Source organism: Megasphaera cerevisiae DSM 20462, assembly GCF_001045675.1.
In the GTDB taxonomy this organism is placed as follows: Bacteria; Bacillota; Negativicutes; order Veillonellales; family Megasphaeraceae; genus Megasphaera; species Megasphaera cerevisiae.
Map to the genome: position 1 here is coordinate 1 of NZ_LEKT01000021.1, position 18,389 is coordinate 18,389.

An 18,389-nucleotide genomic window follows, 5' to 3' on the forward strand; every position below is an offset into this window, starting at 1 on the left:
AAGAAGGGCTCGTTCTCCAGCGAGGAATCTGTCTTCAAGGTTCTCTATCTCAGGGTAAAGGAACTCTATGCCAAGTGGGAAGGGCATCATATCCAGAACTGGGCGATGGTCAGAAACCAGTTGGCTATGGATGATAAGCTGCAAGCTCGTATCCTGAAATACGAGAAATTTTAAAGCCAGCAATCACTGGTAACGCATCTTCTTTTATGATACCTAAAAAAACTTACACACTTAACTTGACAAACCCCATCATTTCCAATAATTTGAACATGGTCATGAAATTTTTGGCATCTATCACGATTATTTTGGCTGTACCAACCATTATTTTCAGCTTATGGGGCGTAAACGTACCGCTTCCTTTTTCCACCAGTGAGATGGGCTTTATCTATATTATTGGTATTGCGTTTATTTGCGCTATCGGAGCTATTGTCATGCTTTGGCGGAAGGATTTATTCTGAACTATGGTAATGATTGAAAAACAGGAACGGCATAGACAGCATATTCATATATATTATGAATATGCTGTCTATGCCGTTTTTTTATTCTGGCCGCCCCTTCACTAAGCTTTTAATCGGTTCAAAACTTTTCCGGTGAATAGGACAAGGGCCATATTGGTAAATCGCATCCATATGTTTCTGTGTCAAATACCCTTTATGTATAGCAAAACCATACTGCGGATATTGTACATCATATTCAATCATCAAACGATCCCGCGTTACCTTTGCAATAATAGATGCCGCCGCAATAGAGGCACTTCGTCCGTCACCATGAATAATCGATTCATGCGGCACGGTCAAGTCATATAAAGGCATAGCATCAATAAGCACTGCCGCGGCCGGTGTCTCCAGCCCGGCAACCGCGTCATACATCCCCTGCCGTGTAGCATGATATATATTCAGCCTGTCAATTTCTTTCTCCGACTTCGATACGCAAGACACGGAAACGGCTTCCGTCATAATTTTATCATACAATGCCTCCCTTTTTGCCGGAGATAATTTTTTACTATCATTAATTCCCGGACATTCCCAAAAAGGCGGCAAAATGACAGCCGCAACCATAACCGGACCGGCAGCCGGTCCCCGGCCCGCTTCATCAATTCCGGCAACATGATATATACCTTGATTATAATATGCAGTTTCCAGCTCATACAGGTGGAGAACACGTTCTCTTTCCTTTTCTTCCCTTATCCTGTGTTTTATATATATATCGGCTGCCTTTCTGACAGAGACACGCGTATCCTCCTTCATCGCATGAAGGAGGTCTGTTATTCCGGATTCTCCGCAGTTGAGCCGTTCTTTCAGATCCTCTGTTTTTATATGAGAGATATCCATTACACGTCAGCTCCTTTCGAAAAATCCGCCACACGATCTAAAGATATAGCTCCCATAATCCCTTCCCGATATTCCTTTAAAATCAATTTATATGTTTTTTCTAAATCCACCATGCCGCCGGCAACCAGACACCCCCGTCTCCGCCCTATCATATCAATCGTTTCAAGAGGCTTTGCGCCTATGTTCTCTAACTTATATCTTTTTTTCAATTCATCGGGATACCATTGCCCCAATTCTCTGACTAATTGGGTAATCACCGTCTCCATGTCGAATACCGTATCCGATATAGCTCCTGTGGCAGCCAGCCGATATGCGCAGAGCTGATTTTCCAGTTTGGGCCACAGTACACCCGGCATGTCCAGTAAATCAAGCTGCGTGCCAATATGAACCCACTGCTTTCCCTTGGTTTCACCGGGCTTATCTGCTGTTTTAGCAGCATTACGACGTGCCAATTTATTAATAAGCGTCGATTTCCCCACGTTTGGTATCCCCAGAATCATGGTTCTGATTGATCGGTTTTTAAGTCCGCGAGCCTTCCAGTGTTCCAGTCGGGGTGCTGCCAGACTGCGCAGGAGCGCAATAAGCGGTTTGATATCCCTGCCCCCCTTGCTATCCATAACAATAACATGGCGCCCCTTCTGCTTATAATAACGTACCCATTCATCCAATACAGCCGGATCCGCCAGATCTGCTTTATTCATGACGATCACGGATGGCTTTGAGCCAATCAGTTTGCTGATCATTGGATTCGTACTGCTCATAGGAATACGGGCATCAACCAATTCAATAACGACATCTATAATTTTCAGATTTTCTTCGATCAAACGACGAGCCTTCGCCATATGACCGGGATACCAGTTAATTATCATCATTATACCTCTTTTCATTTTCTTTTCTCTCTCATTGTAGAGGATTGCACACCAAAAAACAAGACATGTCTATGAAAGGCATGTCTTGTCTGCTGATATCATTACATACGCCCATTATCCCTTGCGGCTTGCTGTTAGTTCCTGAATATGTGCGATTACCTCATCTATCGGTTTAGCGCCTAAATCGCCCTGAGAACGGTCACGCAGCGATACCGTTTTATTTTCAATTTCTTTATCACCCAAAACCGCCATGTACGGAACCTTTTCCATTTGTGCTTTACGGATCTTATAGCCAATTTTTTCGTTGCTTTCATCCACTTCAGCACGGATACCAAGCTTTTTGAATTTTTTAGCCAAATCTTTGGCATATGTCAAATGCTTATCGGAAATGGGAAGGAATTTGATCTGGACCGGTGCGAGCCATACGGGAAACGCACCCGCATAGTTTTCAGTAATAATACCAATAAACCGTTCAATACTGCCAAAACAAGCACGATGGACCATAACAGGACGATGCTTTTGTCCATCTTCGCCGACATATGTCATATCAAACCGTTCCGGCATCAGCATATCTAATTGAATCGTGCCACATTGCCATGTACGGCCAATGGAATCCTTTAAATGGAAATCAAGCTTCGGTCCGTAAAAAGCTCCATCGCCTTCATTGATAACATATGGTATATGCCGTTCTTCCACCACATCATGCAATGTTTTCGTAGCTAATTCCCAAATTTCATCGGATCCCATAGAATCCTTCGGGCGAGTAGATAATTCCACATGATATTCCAATCCGAACTGACGATACGCTTTGTCAAATAAATCCATTACACCGGATATTTCCTGTTTCATCTGACTTGGCAGCATGAAAATATGCGCATCATCCTGCGTAAAGCAGCGAACCCTGAATAAACCATGGAGCGCACCGTGTAATTCATGCCGGTGAACAATACCTAATTCCGCCATTCGCATTGGAAAATCACGATAACTGTGAACATTGCTCTTATACACGAGAATGCCGCCCGGGCAATTCATCGGTTTAATGGCATACGGCTGATCATCAATAGTCGTAAAATACATATTATCCCGATAGTGATCCCAATGTCCGGATTGTTCCCATAACTGCCGATTCAAAATCAAAGGAGTGCTGATTTCATCATAATCTGCATTATTATGAAGTTCATGCCAAAACGCCAGTAAATTGTTGCGTAAAATCATTCCCTTGGGATGAAAGAAAGGGAATCCCGGCCCTTCTTCATGAAAACTAAACAAATCCAATTGCTTGCCTAATTTGCGATGATCACGTTTTTCAGCTTCGGCAAGCATAGTCAAATATGCGTCCAAATCTTCTTTCTTTTCAAATGCTGTACCGTAAATACGCTGAAGCATTTTATTGTGTTCATCACCGCGCCAATACGCACCTGCAACGGTTTGCAATTTGAAAGATTTGACCTGCCCGGTTTTGGCACAATGCGGACCCGCGCAAAGATCCACAAAATCACCCTGCCGATATAAGGAAATTTCTTCCTCTTCCGGTAACTCCTCAATCAATTCCACTTTATAATCCTGACCTGCTTCTTTAAACAGCTTTAACGCATCGGCTCTGGATACAACTTCCCTTGTAAGCGGAAGATTTTCTTTGACAATCTTAGCCATTTCTGCTTCAATAGCTGCAAAATCATCCTGCGTAAAGCGATGTTCTGTATCAATATCATAATAAAACCCATTTTCAATAGACGGCCCAATAGCAAATTTTACGTCTTTAAAAAGATGCTGTATAGCCTGCGCCATAATATGGGATGCAGTATGACGAAGCGTATCCTTGCCCGCTTGATCATCAAAGGTCAGAAAATCCACAGTAGTACCGTCGACAATTGGTTCCCGTAAATCCGTTACTTCTCCATTGACCTTTGCAACCAATACTTTTTTTGCCAAACTGTTGCTCAACTGTTTTACAGCTTCAAACAGGGAAATGCCGTCAGGAAATGTCTTTTTATTTCCGTTTTTTAAAAGTAATTCTGCCATACCAAACATCCTCCTCTAAAATAAAAAAAAGCTCTCATCCTCAAGGGACGAGAGCTTGCTCACGTGGTTCCACCCTAGTTCACCAAAACGCTTAATTCTGATGTACTCGAACGTTATAACGGAACGACCGGATCACTATACTTGATTCTAATGACCAACTCCAAGGCGGTAATGCATCCATGCTTCAGGAATACTCGCACCAATCATATTCCTCTCTGAATAAAGCACCCGGATCATCATGTCCTTTTCAAAGTCTTTCACATATCTCTGTGTATGCGTAAATTATACGTCGCAGTGTAAAAGTTGTCAAGGAAAAGTTGAAATTCCTATAAAAAAATTCTTTAAAACTACAAATTGATCACAAAAAAAGGGCTGTCCAATGGACAGCCCTAAAAAGGAATAGCATATAAATTATGCTAACCCTTTATGTTTCTTAATTGCTTCTGTCAGCTTAGGAACAACCTGGAATACATCCCCAACAATACCATAATCGCAAACCTTGAAGATAGGAGCATCTTCATCTTTATTGATTGCAATGATGCAGTCAGAGCCGGTCATACCAGCCAAATGCTGAATAGCGCCAGAAATAGCGCAAGCAACATAAATTTTAGGACCTACAGTTTTACCTGTCTGGCCTACTTGATGCAAGGCATCAATCCAGCCAGCATCTACAGCCGCACGCGACGCACCAACAGCCCCGCCAAGAACAGTAGCTAATTCTTTCAGCATACCTTCAAACGGTTCAGAGCCATTCATGCCACGTCCGCCAGAAACGATAACGTCAGCTTCTTCAATCTTAATTCCGCCGCCGCCCATTTTAATGAGTTCAACAAACTTCGTCAGGAAATCTGCATCCGTCAAATCAACCTTCATATCAATTATTTCGCCGGTTGCGCTGGCATCTGCTTCTGGTTTTTTAAATACATTCGGACGAACTGTCCCCATCTGCGGACGATTATCCGGGCAAATGATTTCAGCCATAATATTACCGCCCAAAGCAGGACGAGTCCAAACGATAGTTTTCTTGTCATCATCAACAGAAAGACCTGTGCAATCTGCTGTTAAACCAGTTTTCAAAGAGTTTGCAACACGAGGGCCAAGATCCCGGCCAATATTAGTTGCACCAACCAAGAAAACATTTGGCTTAATTTCATTGAAGAAATCGCACAAAACTTTAGAATAAGCGGTTGTATTGTATTGTTCCAACTGCGGATCATCATATACATATACTTTATGTGCACCGTGAGCAATCAATTCCTGCGCCAACGGTTTTACATTATGACCAATCAGCACCGCACCAACTTCGTCACCAATGGTATCAGCCAATTTACGGCCCTGACCCAACAGTTCGAAAGATACGTTACGTAATTTGCCTTCAAATTGTTCAGCGATTACATATACGCCTTTGTATTCTGCTAAATCCATTTTCACTGTTCCTCCTTAGAATTAAATGATCTTCTGTGCAGTCAATTTTTCTATCAACGTATCTACTGCTACCTGAGGATCTTCTTCGTTGATAACAAGACCCTGTGTTCTCTGAGGCGGAGTGAAAATTTTACGAACTTTTGTCGGAGAACCGCTCAATCCGATGCGGCTTTCATCCACGTTGATATCAGCAGCAGATAACTGGGGAATTTCACGACGTTTTGCCTTCATCGTACCACGAATGGTCGGGAAGCGCGGTTCGTTCAATTCTTTGACAGCAGTAAGCAAAACAGGGAAGTGCGCTTCTGTTACGATGTAGCCTTCTTCATTCTGCTGCTTAACTGTAACTTTGTCACCATCAACATCAAGTTTTGCTGCGTATGTAATCTGAGGAATACCTAATTCGCAGGCAATCTGCGGACCTACTTGTGCTGTATCGCCATCAATAGCTTGCTTGCCGCACAAAACGATATCGAACTGTGCGATACCTTTCATTTCGGCAACTTTTTTAACAGCCTGTGCGAGGCAATAGCCTGTAGCCAATGTATCAGAACCGCCGACTTTTCTATCTGTGAGCAGATATGCATCATCAGCACCCATAGCCAGGCCTTCACGTAAAACTTCAGTCGCTTGCGGGGGCCCCATGGAAAGCAAAGTAACCTTTGCACCCTGATTATCCTTTAACTGAAGAGCCGCTTCCAAAGCGTTCTGGTCAAAAGGATTAAAAATGTTAGGAACACCAGCACGAATGACGGTATGTTTTACTGGATCAATTTTAACTTCTGCTGTGTCCGGAACTTGTTTGACACATACCAATATTTCCATTTACGTTTGCCTCCTAAATTATCATTTTATTCAACAAGCTTGGTCATGAGACCAAGCTTGCATCGTAAACAACGTACTGCAACTTACTGCAACAAAGCACCAGCTGTAACCATGAGCTGTACTTCGTTTGTGCCTTCGTAAATCTGAGTGATCTTTGCATCGCGCATATGACGTGCAACCGGATATTCTTCACTATATCCATAACCGCCAAAGATCTGAACTGCTTCCACACTGACTTCCATTGCCACGTCAGAAGCAACTCTCTTTGCTATAGCAGCATCAACCGTAAACGGTTCGCCTGCCTGCTTTTTGCATGCAGCTTTATAAACGAGGTTACGAGCAGCTTCAATCTTCATCTTCATATCAGCGAGTTTGAAGGAAATAGACTGGAATTTGCAGAGAGGTTTGCCAAACTGTACACGCTGTTTGGAATATTCAACAGCATCAGCTAAAGCAGCTTCCGCAATACCAAGCGCCTGAGCAGCAACGCCAATACGGCCGCCGTCCAACGTCATCATAGCAACTTTAAAGCCCTTGCCTTCCTGACCCAACAGGTTTTCAGCAGGAACCTTGACATCCTGGAATACCAATTCCATTGTCTGAGAAGTATGAATGCCTAATTTATCTTCTTTCTTACCAAATGTAAAGCCTTCCCAGCCCTTTTCAACGATAAACGCCGTAATACCGTGATTGCCTTTGGATTTATCCGTCATAGCAAATACGATATAAATATCAGCTGCACCAGCATTGGTGATGAAGATTTTGGAACCATTCAAAATATAGTGATCGCCATCTTTTACAGCAACAGTCTGCTGACCGGAAGCGTCTGTACCAGCATTAGGTTCTGTCAAACCGAAGGCACCCAGTTTTGTTCCTTCAGCAAGAGGAACAAGATATTTTTTCTTCTGTTCTTCTGTACCAAACTGCCAAATCGGGTTAGCGCAAAGAGACACTGTACCGGACAATGTGATGGATACGCCTGCATCGTATTTAGCCAATTCTTCAACAGTGAGGATATAGCTCAATACGTCAGCGCCAGCACCGCCGTATTCTTCCGGGAAATAGGTGCCGCTCAAGCCCATTTCAAGCATTTCTGCAATAATTTCTTCATCATAAATGCCATGATGGTCACGTTCAGTAACTGTTGGTGCCAATCTTTTTTCGCCAAAATCTTTTGCCAATTTCACAAACATTTTCTGGTCATCAGTTAAATTAAAATCCATGTTCTTCCACTCTCCTTAATTATTGTTAAATAGTTAAACTAGAGACAAAGCCTTACTTCATTGTTGTCTGCCGCCGGTTTACACGGACCGGCCGCAAACAGCCCACCTGCTTATGTGTATATACCCTGCACAGTGTAACCTACAGCGTATACATGCACAACCTAAAATGCTTACATTTGAATTGTACATCTTTTCACAAGTTAAATCAATAGAAAATGCCAACTATCGTTCAATCTAATCATTCCTTTTAGTAATGGGTATTATTTTCTCAGACCTTTTAGTACTGAAAGTTGGATTTTGTCAAAAAACAGCTTGACATAAGTATAAAAATTACATTCTTTCCCCACTTTGACGTACCATACGGATACCTGCAAGCCGGTATCGCATCCGACTCTTTTTTTGTTTAATTCTATTTTCACTTATGTCATGCAAGTATGAAATAAATGCAATAAAAAAGACAAATCTGCCTAAAATATCCCGCTGTCCATATATTGACGTTATCTTTATTTTTGTAAAGCCGCCTCGTCAGCACTACCTGCCATCTGACGCTGTATATCCAGAAAATTACGAATAATATGGGCTGTTATTCCCCATATCTTATATCCGTTATAGTGATAAATATACACATTATATGTTTGCCGTTTTTCCCATTCAGTCTGTCCTGACAGTTCCAATCCCACGGGAAATCCATCGGCAGGCCGTGTCGCCAGCTCTATTTTTGCCTCCGTGGGCTTATGATCCTCAAACCAGCCTACGGGGACTGTAAAAATATGATCAATTTCATTCTTACTGAGCTTGAAAGCCGTCGTATCAAGATATGCCGCAAAAGGCCACACTGTCACGCCTACCGGTGATTCCACATAATCCAGCGGCCCCCACACATACATCCGTGAGGAATGGATGCCTAATTCTTCTTCTGTTTCCCGCAGAGCCGCTGCTTCCGCGCTGTCATCTGACGGCTCTATGGCACCGCCGGGAAAGCATATCTCTCCAGGCTGCCAATCTAATGTACTGCTCCGTACTTCGAATACCAAATGTGCGGCCCCGTCTATATAGATAACAGGAACAACAACAGCACAAAGCTTGTTATTCATGCATAAATTTTGCCGGACAACGCGTTCCGGCCAGGCTTCATATCGCGTCATATATTCTCCTCGTCATGCATTGCTAAAAAAAAGGGATGCCCTGCGGACACCCCCTGTATTTATTTTACAACAATATTAATGATTTTTTTCGGCACAACGATAAATTTGAAAATAGTTTTGCCTTCTGTAAATTCTTTAACACGAGGCAGCTCCATTACCCTGGATTTCAATTCCTCCACATCACAATCAACAGATATGGTAATCCGTTCACGTACTTTTCCGTTGATTTGGATAGGCAATTCAATTTCATCTACAATCAGCGCCTGGCTATCTGTTTCAGGCCATTTCTGATCATGGACGCTGCCAGCAAAACCGGCAATCTGCCACAATTCTTCGGCAATATGCGGCGTAAATGGCGCTAATAATTTGATAAGATTCGTATTCGCCTCAATGGCCGCCGCCTTACAAATCGTCTGGTTTTTGCCAGCATACGCAGACATGGCATTGACAAATTCCATGATAGCGCTGACCGCCGTATTCAAAGCATAGCTGCCAGCAATACCTTTCACGTCCTCCGTAACCTTAGCGACAGATTTATATTCCTGAAAACGCAGTGCTTTTTCATCTTCAGTATAGTCACTGCCGCCAGCGGTACCGTTAGCCGTTAGTTCAATATATTGATGAACGACGCGCCATACGCGGTTGAGAAAACGATAGGCGCCTTCTACTCCCTGTTCTGACCATTCAAGATCTCGTTCAGGCGGTGCCGCAAATAAAATAAACAGCCGCCCCGTATCTGCCCCGTATTTTGCAAGAATTTCTTCAGGCGAAACAACGTTTCCCTTAGATTTAGACATCTTGCTTCCGTCCATCAAAACCATGCCTTGAGTCAAAAGACGCTCAAATGGCTCTAATGCCTCCACAAGACCTGCATCATGGAACACCTTCATAAAGAACCGGGAATACATCAGATGCAAAATAGCATGTTCTATACCGCCGATATACTGATCAACGTTCATCCAATGATTCGCCTTTTTCACATCCCACGGCTGTTCATCATTGCGAGCATCCGTATACCGCAGATAGTACCATGAAGAGCACACAAACGTATCCATCGTGTCTGTTTCGCGTACCGCCGGCCCACCGCATTTCGGGCACGTACAATGAACAAAATTTTCGCTGGTCGCCAAGGGTGATACGGCTCCCGCTGTAAACTTGACATCCTCCGGCAGCCTGACAGGAAGCTGTTCTTCCGGCACAAGCTGCTCACCGCATTTTTCGCAATATATGACAGGAATCGGCGCTCCCCAATACCGCTGCCGGGAAATGAGCCAGTCGCGAAGCTTGAAATTCACTGTTCCCTTCCCCAACTGCCGGTCGATCAGCCACTTGGTAATAGCGCTGCGGGCTTCTTCATCTGTCAAACCGTCAAATTCTCCCGAATTAACAAGTGTTCCCGCATCGTGGTAGGCGCCCTCCATCGTATCCAAATCTAAATTCTTTTCTTTATTTTGAATAACAAGGCGGATAGGAAGATTAAATTTTTTAGCAAATTCCCAGTCACGCTGATCATGTCCAGGCACGCCCATAACAGCTCCAGTACCATAATCCACCAGCACATAGTTGGCAATCCAAACAGGTACCTTTTCCTTATTAACAGGATTGACGGCATACGCACCTGTAAACATACCTTCCTTTTCAGCATCATTGGAAGTTCGGTCCATATCATTCATGTTTTTCATGCGCGTAATAAAAGACCGTAATTCAGTTTCGTTTTCCTTGCCTTTGATCAACTCTTCCACATAAGGATGTTCCGGCGCAAGTACAATATAGGTAACACCAAAAATGGTATCGACCCGCGTAGAAAACATAGGAATTTTTTTACCGATTTCAGGAATATCAAAAGAAAATTCGGCCCCTTCACTACGCCCGATCCAATTTTTCTGCATGGTTTTTACTCGGTCTGGCCATCCCGGCAGAAGCTTCAGATCATCCAGGAGACGATCTGCATAATCTGTAATCTTGAAAAACCACTGTTTCAAATCTTTTTTTACGACCGGCGTATCACAGCGCCAGCATTTACCGTCGATAACCTGTTCATTGGCCAAAACAGTATTGCATTTTTCGCACCAGTTTACCTTTGCTTCCTTACGATATGCCAATCCCCGCTTATACAGCAATTCAAAAATCCACTGCGTCCATTTATAATATTTTTCATGACAAGTAGCCACTTCCCGATCCCAGTCATAGGAAAGTCCCAGTTCTTTTTGCTGTCTTGTCATATTTTCAATATTGCTATAGGTCCAATCCTTAGGCGGAATATTATGTTTAATAGCGGCATTTTCTGCAGGCATGCCAAACGCATCATAGCCCATGGGATGAAGAACGTTGTAGCCATTCATGCGGCGATACCGGGCAATAACATCCCCTATCGTATAATTGCGGACATGTCCCATATGGAGGTTCCCCGAAGGATACGGGAACATTTCCAAAACGTAATACGGCGGTTTGCCATTATCATCAGGGCAGCGATCACTCTTATCATCCTGCCATTTTTTTTGCCATTTTTTTTCTATTTCCTGAGGAATATACTTTTCCAATTTACTAGGCCTCCTATTTACTACTTTCAGAATAAAAACGAGAATCCTGTCGTAGCGTCGTTGGTATTATTATAGTGTTACAGCGTCTTCAAGTCAATTCATGTTTTGCAAATCCCTGCCAAAATCGGGACGGTTCAAAACCCTTTCGCCAGAAAGCCGCGCCGCCTAAGTGATAGTCTGACACCAGCTTGATCTTCTCCTGCAGTGACTTTTCATCTTCAAACCATACGGTTACCCGCCCTGTCTCCAGGGGCAGCTCCATCTTATACAAATGCAGGGAGGCATCCCATCGGATATAATTTTTAAATTTCTTCATCAAGACCTCACTATCTGCCATCGTAAGCGTCCGTACTTGAAGCTTTGATTTATTACGCAAGCCGTTCCCTGGTTTCACAGCCGTATCCAAGGTCAATGCCGGACGGTTGCTCCCTATTCCCTTTTCCGGAACCGCGGCAGGCATTTCCAGGTTTACGCTAACAGCTCCCGGCAGCAAGCTTGCCGCTGCAGTCTGTGCGGTATGATTTGTTACGACGCGCCATTGCTCTATCTCCTGCGGCAAGGGCTGCCCGTCTTTAGAATCATACCAAATCCGCATATACAGCGGCATGCCTAAAACAATTTTTTCTGCCGGAACCAGGGTCAGCATATTTTGAACGGATCGTTCCACCCACGGATAGGAAGCTACCGGACCTGCCACAGGACTCATGCGGCCAAACTGATCATACGCCATGACCATAACATAATCTAACGCCGGAGCTAATGCTTTGCGATCATACACCAGTGACCAGTTCGGACTATCTGATAAGGGAGTTACATCCATGGATATTTTCAATCTATAGGCCCGGCAGGCATCACTGATTTTTTTCACAAATGCAGTAAGTCTATCCGTATCATCATAATTGACATTTTCAAAGTCAATATTATACCCTTTAAAATCATATAATATAGCATATCCGATAAGCTCTCTGACTATTTGATCCTGAAGGGATCCGTTCATCAGTATTTCATGAGTCAGCTGCGGATCAAAATCATTATCAATAAGAGGCCACATAGCATACCCCTTGTCTCTATAGGAGGCTTCCAGCATATCAAAATCAGGATTGCGCAGATCAATGCCCTGTCGAGTCAGACGAAAAGCGCAGGGTGACATGACCGGCTGCTGCGTATTAAGCTGCGCAAGAGATTCATCCTCCTTCATAACAGGATCCCAAAATAAAACCAGCCCCATTCTTCCATCCTGTGTCCTGCTTGGGGAAACCGGTTTTGGCAGTTCACTCCCCTGCTGAAGCTGCAGCACGGCCCGCGTCCTCTCAGGCTGGGGCAGCAGTTCGTTATAATCAGTACCAAGGACATAACTAATTCCCAGCGTCCTGCGCACATGGCGGATATTGATCGTCCGTTCCTGTCCTGCCGATTGTCCAGGAAGCAGCAGCCGTACATTTTGATCTTGCCATTCATGCGAGCCCGTATCAGAAGGCGGCAGCCGGAACCAATACGTACCTTTTTTTTCATCGGCCGAAAAAATACCATATTGCTGCAATGCTTTATCCGAGACCAGCCATCGGCCATTTCTTTCTACGATCTGCAAGTCCTTAACGACTTCAGCCGGTATAGGATTGGCTACTTTCGGCACAACAAAAACCGGATCATCCGCCTTTGTTTCTTCAGAAGGGCGCCCCTCCTGTTCACGTGCAGAAATTGCCCATGCCGCCGTACTGATCGTCAGACAAAAGGATGCGGTCAGACAGAATATGCTGATCCATTTATTGTATTTCATCTTTTCTCTCCCTTAATGATGGAATGACTGGAAATTTCCTTGAAATCATGTATAATAAATAAAACATAATGAACACATGTCATACTATATGACACGATTATCATTATATCATAAAAAGGAGGTTTTATATTGCATCAATATTTATTCTTTATCGGCTCCTTCCCAATCCGAGCCTACGGACTGCTTTTTATGCTTGGCATTATTTCTGCCGGGATAACGGCATATTATATTATGAAACGTGACGGACGCGGCTGGCATATCCATATATTTGATTTTACGATGTGGTGCGGCATTGCCGGTATCGTCGGAGGACGTTTGTGGGATGTACTTTTTTTTGATTGGGCCTACTATCATAATCATATTGCGGAAATCCCTTTCGTCTGGCAGGGCGGCATGGCCATCCAGGGGGGGCTGCTTTTCGGTGCTGCGGCAGGCATTTTGTATACTCGCCGTTATAAAATTGATACATGGGCCTTTGGAGATCTATTAGCACCTGCGATTATTCTTGGTCAATCCGTAGGCCGCATGGCCAATCTGATGAATGGCGATGCCTTCGGCCACCCTACAGGCGGCAATTTCGGCATTGTGTATCCGGATACGACACTGGCTCACCATACGTATGGAAGTCAGCCCCTGTGGCCTGCGGAGGTATGGGAGGGACAAATCGATATACTGGTTTTTGTCGCCCTGCTTTTCTACAGTTCATTCCCGCACAAAAAAGGACAGGTCTTTTGCCTCTATATCATGCTGTACGCAATCGAACGCTTCTTTCTGGAATTTCTCCGCGGCGATTATGTCAGCCTGACCCTGGGGTTTAAATCAGCCCAAATGACGAGTCTGATCGCTTTCGGCATCGCAGCCGCCGTCTTTCTTTACCTGCAATTCAGAGGTACGCCGGATACACATGATACGCCCCATCAGTAGTTCGTGCTACTGCCTATCCACGACCTGCGCCCCCCTCAGTATTATCGGTGCAGGTTGTTCTTTTATTTCTCTTTCCATATATCAGCAAAAACAGCAATTTCTGTTTTCATGACGCTATACAGAAATTGCTGTTTTCTTATTGCCCGCCCGTATGTGATTATTTATTCCGTCCTTTTTCAATAGCATCCTTCAGTGTATGCCATGCCAGTACGGCACATTTTACACGCGCCGGCATATTGGAAATATTTTTCAAAGCAATGGCATCTTCTAAATCTTCTAAGGCATCATCATCCGTGACCTCGCGTTTGATCATTTCCAAAAACAAGTCAACTAACCGCAGGGCCTCTTCCACAGATTTCCCCTTTATCAGATCGATCATAATATCGGCGGAAGCCTGACTGATAGCACAGCCATGACCAGTATAAGCCGCATCTTTAATCATACCGTCTTCAATATCGGCCTGCAGCGTAATATCGTCGCCGCAGCTCGGATTATGCCCCCGTTCCTCCAAGGTGCATGTTGGCAATGTATGTTTATTTTCCTGACACTGATTATGCTCTAAAATAATATCAGAGTACAATTCACTCATATTTTCCATGGTTCAAGCTCCTTAATCGGCATAGCCCATTTGTTTACGGACAAGTTTCAGCTTTTCAATAAAATAATCTACTTCGTCCACTGTATTATAGATGTAGAAGCTGATGCGGTTTGATGCTTCGGCATGAATGTGTGCGCCGAAAGGCTGGGCACAATGATGTCCTGACCGTATCGCAATTCCATAACTGTCCAAAATAGTAGCTACATCATGCGGATGCACTCCGTCCAGCGTAAACGCGATAACACCCGTTTTTTCATCCGGATCCGTACTGCCGATAATATGAAGATGCGGAACATTTTTCATTCCCGCCAAAGCCCGGACGACCAATTCATGCTCATGGGCCTCAATAGCATCCCACCCCAGCGTATTCAAATAGTCGATAGCGGCATGAAGAGCCACTGCGCCCTCTACATTTTCGGTGCCAGCTTCAAATTTAAACGGCAGAACATTAAACGTTGTGGTCTGTTCCTGCACGTATTCGATCATATCCCCGCCCAAAAGGAACGGTTCCATATCATTGAGCAAATCACGTTTCCCGTATATGACGCCAGTACCTGCAGACCCCATCATCTTATGCCCGGAAAATACCATAAAGTCACAGTCCAGATCCTGCACATCGACCTTCATATGGGGCACAGACTGCGCTCCGTCATAAATTGCAACGGCACCGACAGCATGCGCTTTTTCGATTAATTTTTTGGCTGGCACCTTCATCCCCAAAACATTGCTGATGCCGGCAAAAGAAACAATCTTTGTCTTGCCGTCTATTTTAGCAAAATCGTCCTCTGTAAAATGTCCCGTTTCATCCAGGTACATGTATACCAATTCTGCTCCGGTCACACGACACACGCGCTGCCACGTAACCAAGTTCGCATGATGTTCTGAAATAGGAATTACGATCTTATCCCCTTTTTTCAAATGGGTTTCTGCGTAGCTCCGGGTAATCAGATTCATGCCTTCCGTCGCATTACGGACAAAAATGACTTCTTCCGTATGCGCAGCATTAATAAAGCGGCATACTGCCTCGCGCGCTTCATCATATGCAACAGAGGCTTCGACACTCAAAATATGAGCCCCCCGATGCGGATTGCCGTTATGGTGTTCCAGCAAATCCACAATAGCATGAATAACCTGATATGGTTTTTGTGTTGTTGCTGCATTATCCAAATATACAAGAGGATGTCCATTATGGACTTTAGTTAAGATGGGGAAATCTTTGCGTACATTTAGCATGACAATCACCTTTCTTTTGGCAAAACTGCATCTTTTCACGTACAGCCTGCAATGTCTTATTTTCTAAATCCGCATCACCCAGCCTATCAATGACCGGGCGGATGTTAGATTCTACGATAATCAGCTGTGCACCGGCTTCATTGAAGCCGCGGCTCATCAGATAGAACAGCTTATCTTTATCTATCTGCCCCGCACTGGATGCGTGGTTACCCACAACATCATCTTCCTTGCACAGTAGAAGCGGCACAGAAATGGAATGCACGTTTGGACTCAGGAGAATACATATATCCGATTCGGACCCGACAGCTTTCTTACCGCCGCGCAGGAAATCAATCGTGCCCCGGAAATATTTTTTCGAGGTATCCAGCAAAGCACCTGTCGTCAATATATCCGTATTCGTTGCTGCCCCTTGCGTTGGAACCCAATACGAAAAGTCAAAAATCTGGTCATTATTGCCAAGATACATGGAATGACTGTTAAAAACAGCTTCTGTTCCTGTCAAATCCGTTTTATAGTATATAATGGCTGTTTTAGCCCCCAGCTCTGCAGTAACATAATCAATCGTGCTTTTTTCTCCTGCTTTGGCATAGCGGTGTTCTATATGCCGTACATTTTGCGTATGAAGCTGAACCTTGCTGATTTTTACGACAGCCTGTTCTTCCGTTTCAATGTAATCCAGCAGATTGACAGCGCCATGCTCCGCGCCGCCTTCAAAATCCAGAAAGATCTGCAGATGGCTGCCGGCACCGGCTTTTATTTTCAACTGTCCCGTCAATTGGGGCGCAGTTTCTGTCAAGGTATACGTAAGCCACACCACTCCCTGTGCATGCGGGCCAATTTCCACGGCACAGCCGCTGCTGCTGTCACTTAACGTCTGCTGCAGGGCTTCCGTATTAGCCCCTTCAAAATCTCCCAAGTCCGTGATCCGATTGCCCGTATAAAAAGTAACGGAGACATCTCCCTCATGCCGTTCCTGCGGCCGCATTCCCTGCACCGCTTCCTCCCGTAACGAATCTATTTCCAGTTCATTGACCTTCATCCACCGAAACGTGGGTCGTGGGAGTCGGTTATATTTTACTGTATTCATCGTTCTCCTCCCTATTTCAAAGAACCTTTAAGTTCCAAATTAATCAAATTATTCATTTCTACGGCATATTCTAAAGGCAGCGCCTTGGACACAGGTTCGACAAAGCCCCGTACCAGCATAGCCCGTGCTTCATCCTCACTAAGGCCGCGGCTCATCAGATAAAACACCGCTTCATCAGAAATACGGCCGATTTTAGCTTCATGCCCCAAATCAATGTTATCGTTTTTCACAATGATAGCCGGAATCGTGTCCGACTGTGATATTTCATCAAGCATAAGAGATTCACAGCTGACGTTGGCCTTAGCGCCTTCAGCCTTGGGATTGATAATAACGCTGCCCCGGTAAATACAGACACCGCCGCTTTTAGAAATAGATTTGGAGTTGATATTACTTGTCGTATGAGGTGCATTATGCACAACCTTAGACCCCGTATCGAGATATTGGCCCTTACCGGCAAACGTAACGCCCGTAAATTCGCAATGCGCGCCTTCACCTTGAAGAATACTCATGGGATATAAACACGACGTATGGGAACCAAAAGACCCCGTTACCCAGTTAATCGTGCCGTTTTTACCAACAATGGCCCGTTTTGTATTCAAATTGTACATATTCTTTGACCAGTTTTCAATCGTTGAATAGGTAAGTGACGCATCGTCTCCAATAAATAATTCCACACATCCTGCATGGAGATTGGCCACATTATACTTTGGTGCGCTGCAGCCTTCTATAAAATGCACCTTGGCACCTTTTTCCACGATGATCATGGTATGTTCAAATTGACCTGCGCCAGGCGCATTCAGTCTAAAGTAGCTCTGCAGCGGAATAGAAACATCTACCCCCTCCGGAACATATACATAAGACCCGCCTGACCATACCGCACCGTGAAGCGCGGCAAATTTATGATCCGTCGGCGGAACCAGTTTCATAAAATGAGCTTTAACGATATCTTCATATTTTTCCAAGGCAGAATCAAAATCCGTGTAAATGACCCCTTGCTGGACAAGCTCATCCTGAATGCTGTGATAGACGACTTCTGAATCATACTGCGCACCTACACCGGCCAGCGACGTTTTTTCCGCTTCCGGAATACCCAGCCGGTCAAACGTATCCTTTATATCATCGGGAATATCATCCCAGCTGGCTTTCATATGCGTATTAGGCCGGACATAGGTAACAATATTATCCATATCCAGACCGCTGATGTCAGGAGCCCAGTTCGGATACTCTATTTTATAAAACAAATCCAGCGATTTCAAACGAAAATCAAGCATCCACTTCGGTTCGTGTTTCTTTTCGGATATTTCTCTGACTATATCCGGAGTAAGACCTGCCTCGGTCTTATAGGAATAACTGAATTTCTTTTTAAAATTATACATGTTGCCAAAATCGG

15 protein-coding genes and 1 other annotated feature are annotated in these 18,389 nt (G+C 44.3%); of the genes, 2 read left to right on the forward strand and 13 right to left on the reverse strand.

Going from position 1 to position 18,389, the window contains the following annotated elements:
• The first annotated feature begins 206 nt into the window (after positions 1 to 206).
• Entirely contained in the window at positions 207 to 458 is a 252-nt protein-coding gene (locus AB840_RS07605) for a CorA family divalent cation transporter (RefSeq protein WP_072061795.1), read from the forward strand.
• Positions 459 to 539: 81 nt separating this feature from the next.
• Here the strand turns inward: AB840_RS07605 and AB840_RS07610 are convergent, their stop codons facing one another.
• The 9 genes from AB840_RS07610 to AB840_RS07650 all read right to left on the reverse strand — a co-directional run bounded on the left by AB840_RS07610 (position 540) and on the right by AB840_RS07650 (position 13,157).
• The gene (locus AB840_RS07610; protein ID WP_048514239.1) at positions 540 to 1,331 is read right to left on the reverse strand and encodes a ribonuclease HII; all 792 of its coding nucleotides are present in this window, start codon (positions 1,329 to 1,331) and stop codon (positions 540 to 542) included.
• Complete coding sequence (ylqF, locus tag AB840_RS07615) at positions 1,331 to 2,200, reverse strand: ribosome biogenesis GTPase YlqF (protein ID WP_048514240.1); 870 nt, start codon at positions 2,198 to 2,200, stop codon at positions 1,331 to 1,333. Before ylqF ends, AB840_RS07610 begins: the two co-directional genes overlap by 1 nt.
• A gap of 114 nt (positions 2,201 to 2,314) precedes the next feature.
• Complete coding sequence (gene thrS, locus AB840_RS07620) at positions 2,315 to 4,222, reverse strand: threonine--tRNA ligase (protein WP_048514241.1); 1,908 nt, start codon at positions 4,220 to 4,222, stop codon at positions 2,315 to 2,317.
• A 40-nt stretch (positions 4,223 to 4,262) separates the two neighbouring features.
• Positions 4,263 to 4,482 (reverse strand) — a binding site (T-box leader).
• A gap of 151 nt (positions 4,483 to 4,633) precedes the next feature.
• Entirely contained in the window at positions 4,634 to 5,647 is a 1,014-nt protein-coding gene (locus AB840_RS07625) for an electron transfer flavoprotein subunit alpha/FixB family protein (RefSeq protein ID WP_048514242.1), read from the reverse strand.
• A gap of 21 nt (positions 5,648 to 5,668) precedes the next feature.
• On the reverse strand, positions 5,669 to 6,472 hold the full coding sequence (locus AB840_RS07630; RefSeq protein ID WP_048514243.1) for an electron transfer flavoprotein subunit beta/FixA family protein: 804 nt from the start codon (positions 6,470 to 6,472) through the stop codon (positions 5,669 to 5,671).
• An 83-nt stretch (positions 6,473 to 6,555) separates the two neighbouring features.
• On the reverse strand, positions 6,556 to 7,695 hold the full coding sequence (locus AB840_RS07635; RefSeq protein WP_048514244.1) for an acyl-CoA dehydrogenase: 1,140 nt from the start codon (positions 7,693 to 7,695) through the stop codon (positions 6,556 to 6,558).
• A 503-nt stretch (positions 7,696 to 8,198) separates the two neighbouring features.
• On the reverse strand, positions 8,199 to 8,840 hold the full coding sequence (locus tag AB840_RS07640; RefSeq protein ID WP_048514245.1) for an NUDIX hydrolase: 642 nt from the start codon (positions 8,838 to 8,840) through the stop codon (positions 8,199 to 8,201).
• Positions 8,841 to 8,899: 59 nt separating this feature from the next.
• Complete coding sequence (leuS, locus tag AB840_RS07645; RefSeq protein ID WP_048514246.1) at positions 8,900 to 11,380, reverse strand: leucine--tRNA ligase; 2,481 nt, start codon at positions 11,378 to 11,380, stop codon at positions 8,900 to 8,902.
• Positions 11,381 to 11,468: 88 nt separating this feature from the next.
• Positions 11,469 to 13,157 carry a glycosyl hydrolase family 18 protein gene (locus AB840_RS07650; RefSeq protein WP_048514247.1) on the reverse strand — a complete coding sequence of 563 codons (1,689 nt, stop codon included), beginning with the start codon at positions 13,155 to 13,157 and terminating at the stop codon, positions 11,469 to 11,471.
• 129 nt (positions 13,158 to 13,286) lie between these two features.
• On the opposite strand from AB840_RS07650, the gene lgt reads away from it, so the two are divergent.
• Entirely contained in the window at positions 13,287 to 14,081 is a 795-nt protein-coding gene (gene lgt, locus AB840_RS07655) for a prolipoprotein diacylglyceryl transferase (RefSeq protein ID WP_048514248.1), read from the forward strand.
• A gap of 157 nt (positions 14,082 to 14,238) precedes the next feature.
• Here the strand turns inward: lgt and sufU are convergent, their stop codons facing one another.
• Genes sufU through sufB form a run of 4 tightly spaced genes read right to left on the reverse strand, consistent with a single transcriptional unit; the run spans position 14,239 to position 18,375 of the window.
• Positions 14,239 to 14,679, reverse strand: a complete 441-nt coding sequence (sufU, locus tag AB840_RS07660; RefSeq protein WP_048514249.1) for a Fe-S cluster assembly sulfur transfer protein SufU — start codon at positions 14,677 to 14,679, stop codon at positions 14,239 to 14,241.
• A 12-nt stretch (positions 14,680 to 14,691) separates the two neighbouring features.
• The gene (locus AB840_RS07665) at positions 14,692 to 15,912 is read right to left on the reverse strand and encodes an aminotransferase class V-fold PLP-dependent enzyme (protein ID WP_048514250.1); all 1,221 of its coding nucleotides are present in this window, start codon (positions 15,910 to 15,912) and stop codon (positions 14,692 to 14,694) included.
• Positions 15,875 to 16,999 carry a SufB/SufD family protein gene (locus tag AB840_RS07670; RefSeq protein ID WP_048514251.1) on the reverse strand — a complete coding sequence of 375 codons (1,125 nt, stop codon included), beginning with the start codon at positions 16,997 to 16,999 and terminating at the stop codon, positions 15,875 to 15,877. Before AB840_RS07670 ends, AB840_RS07665 begins: the two co-directional genes overlap by 38 nt.
• 11 nt (positions 17,000 to 17,010) lie before the next feature.
• Positions 17,011 to 18,375 carry a Fe-S cluster assembly protein SufB gene (gene sufB / locus AB840_RS07675; protein WP_407657342.1) on the reverse strand — a complete coding sequence of 455 codons (1,365 nt, stop codon included), beginning with the start codon at positions 18,373 to 18,375 and terminating at the stop codon, positions 17,011 to 17,013.
• Positions 18,376 to 18,389 lie beyond the last annotated feature (14 nt).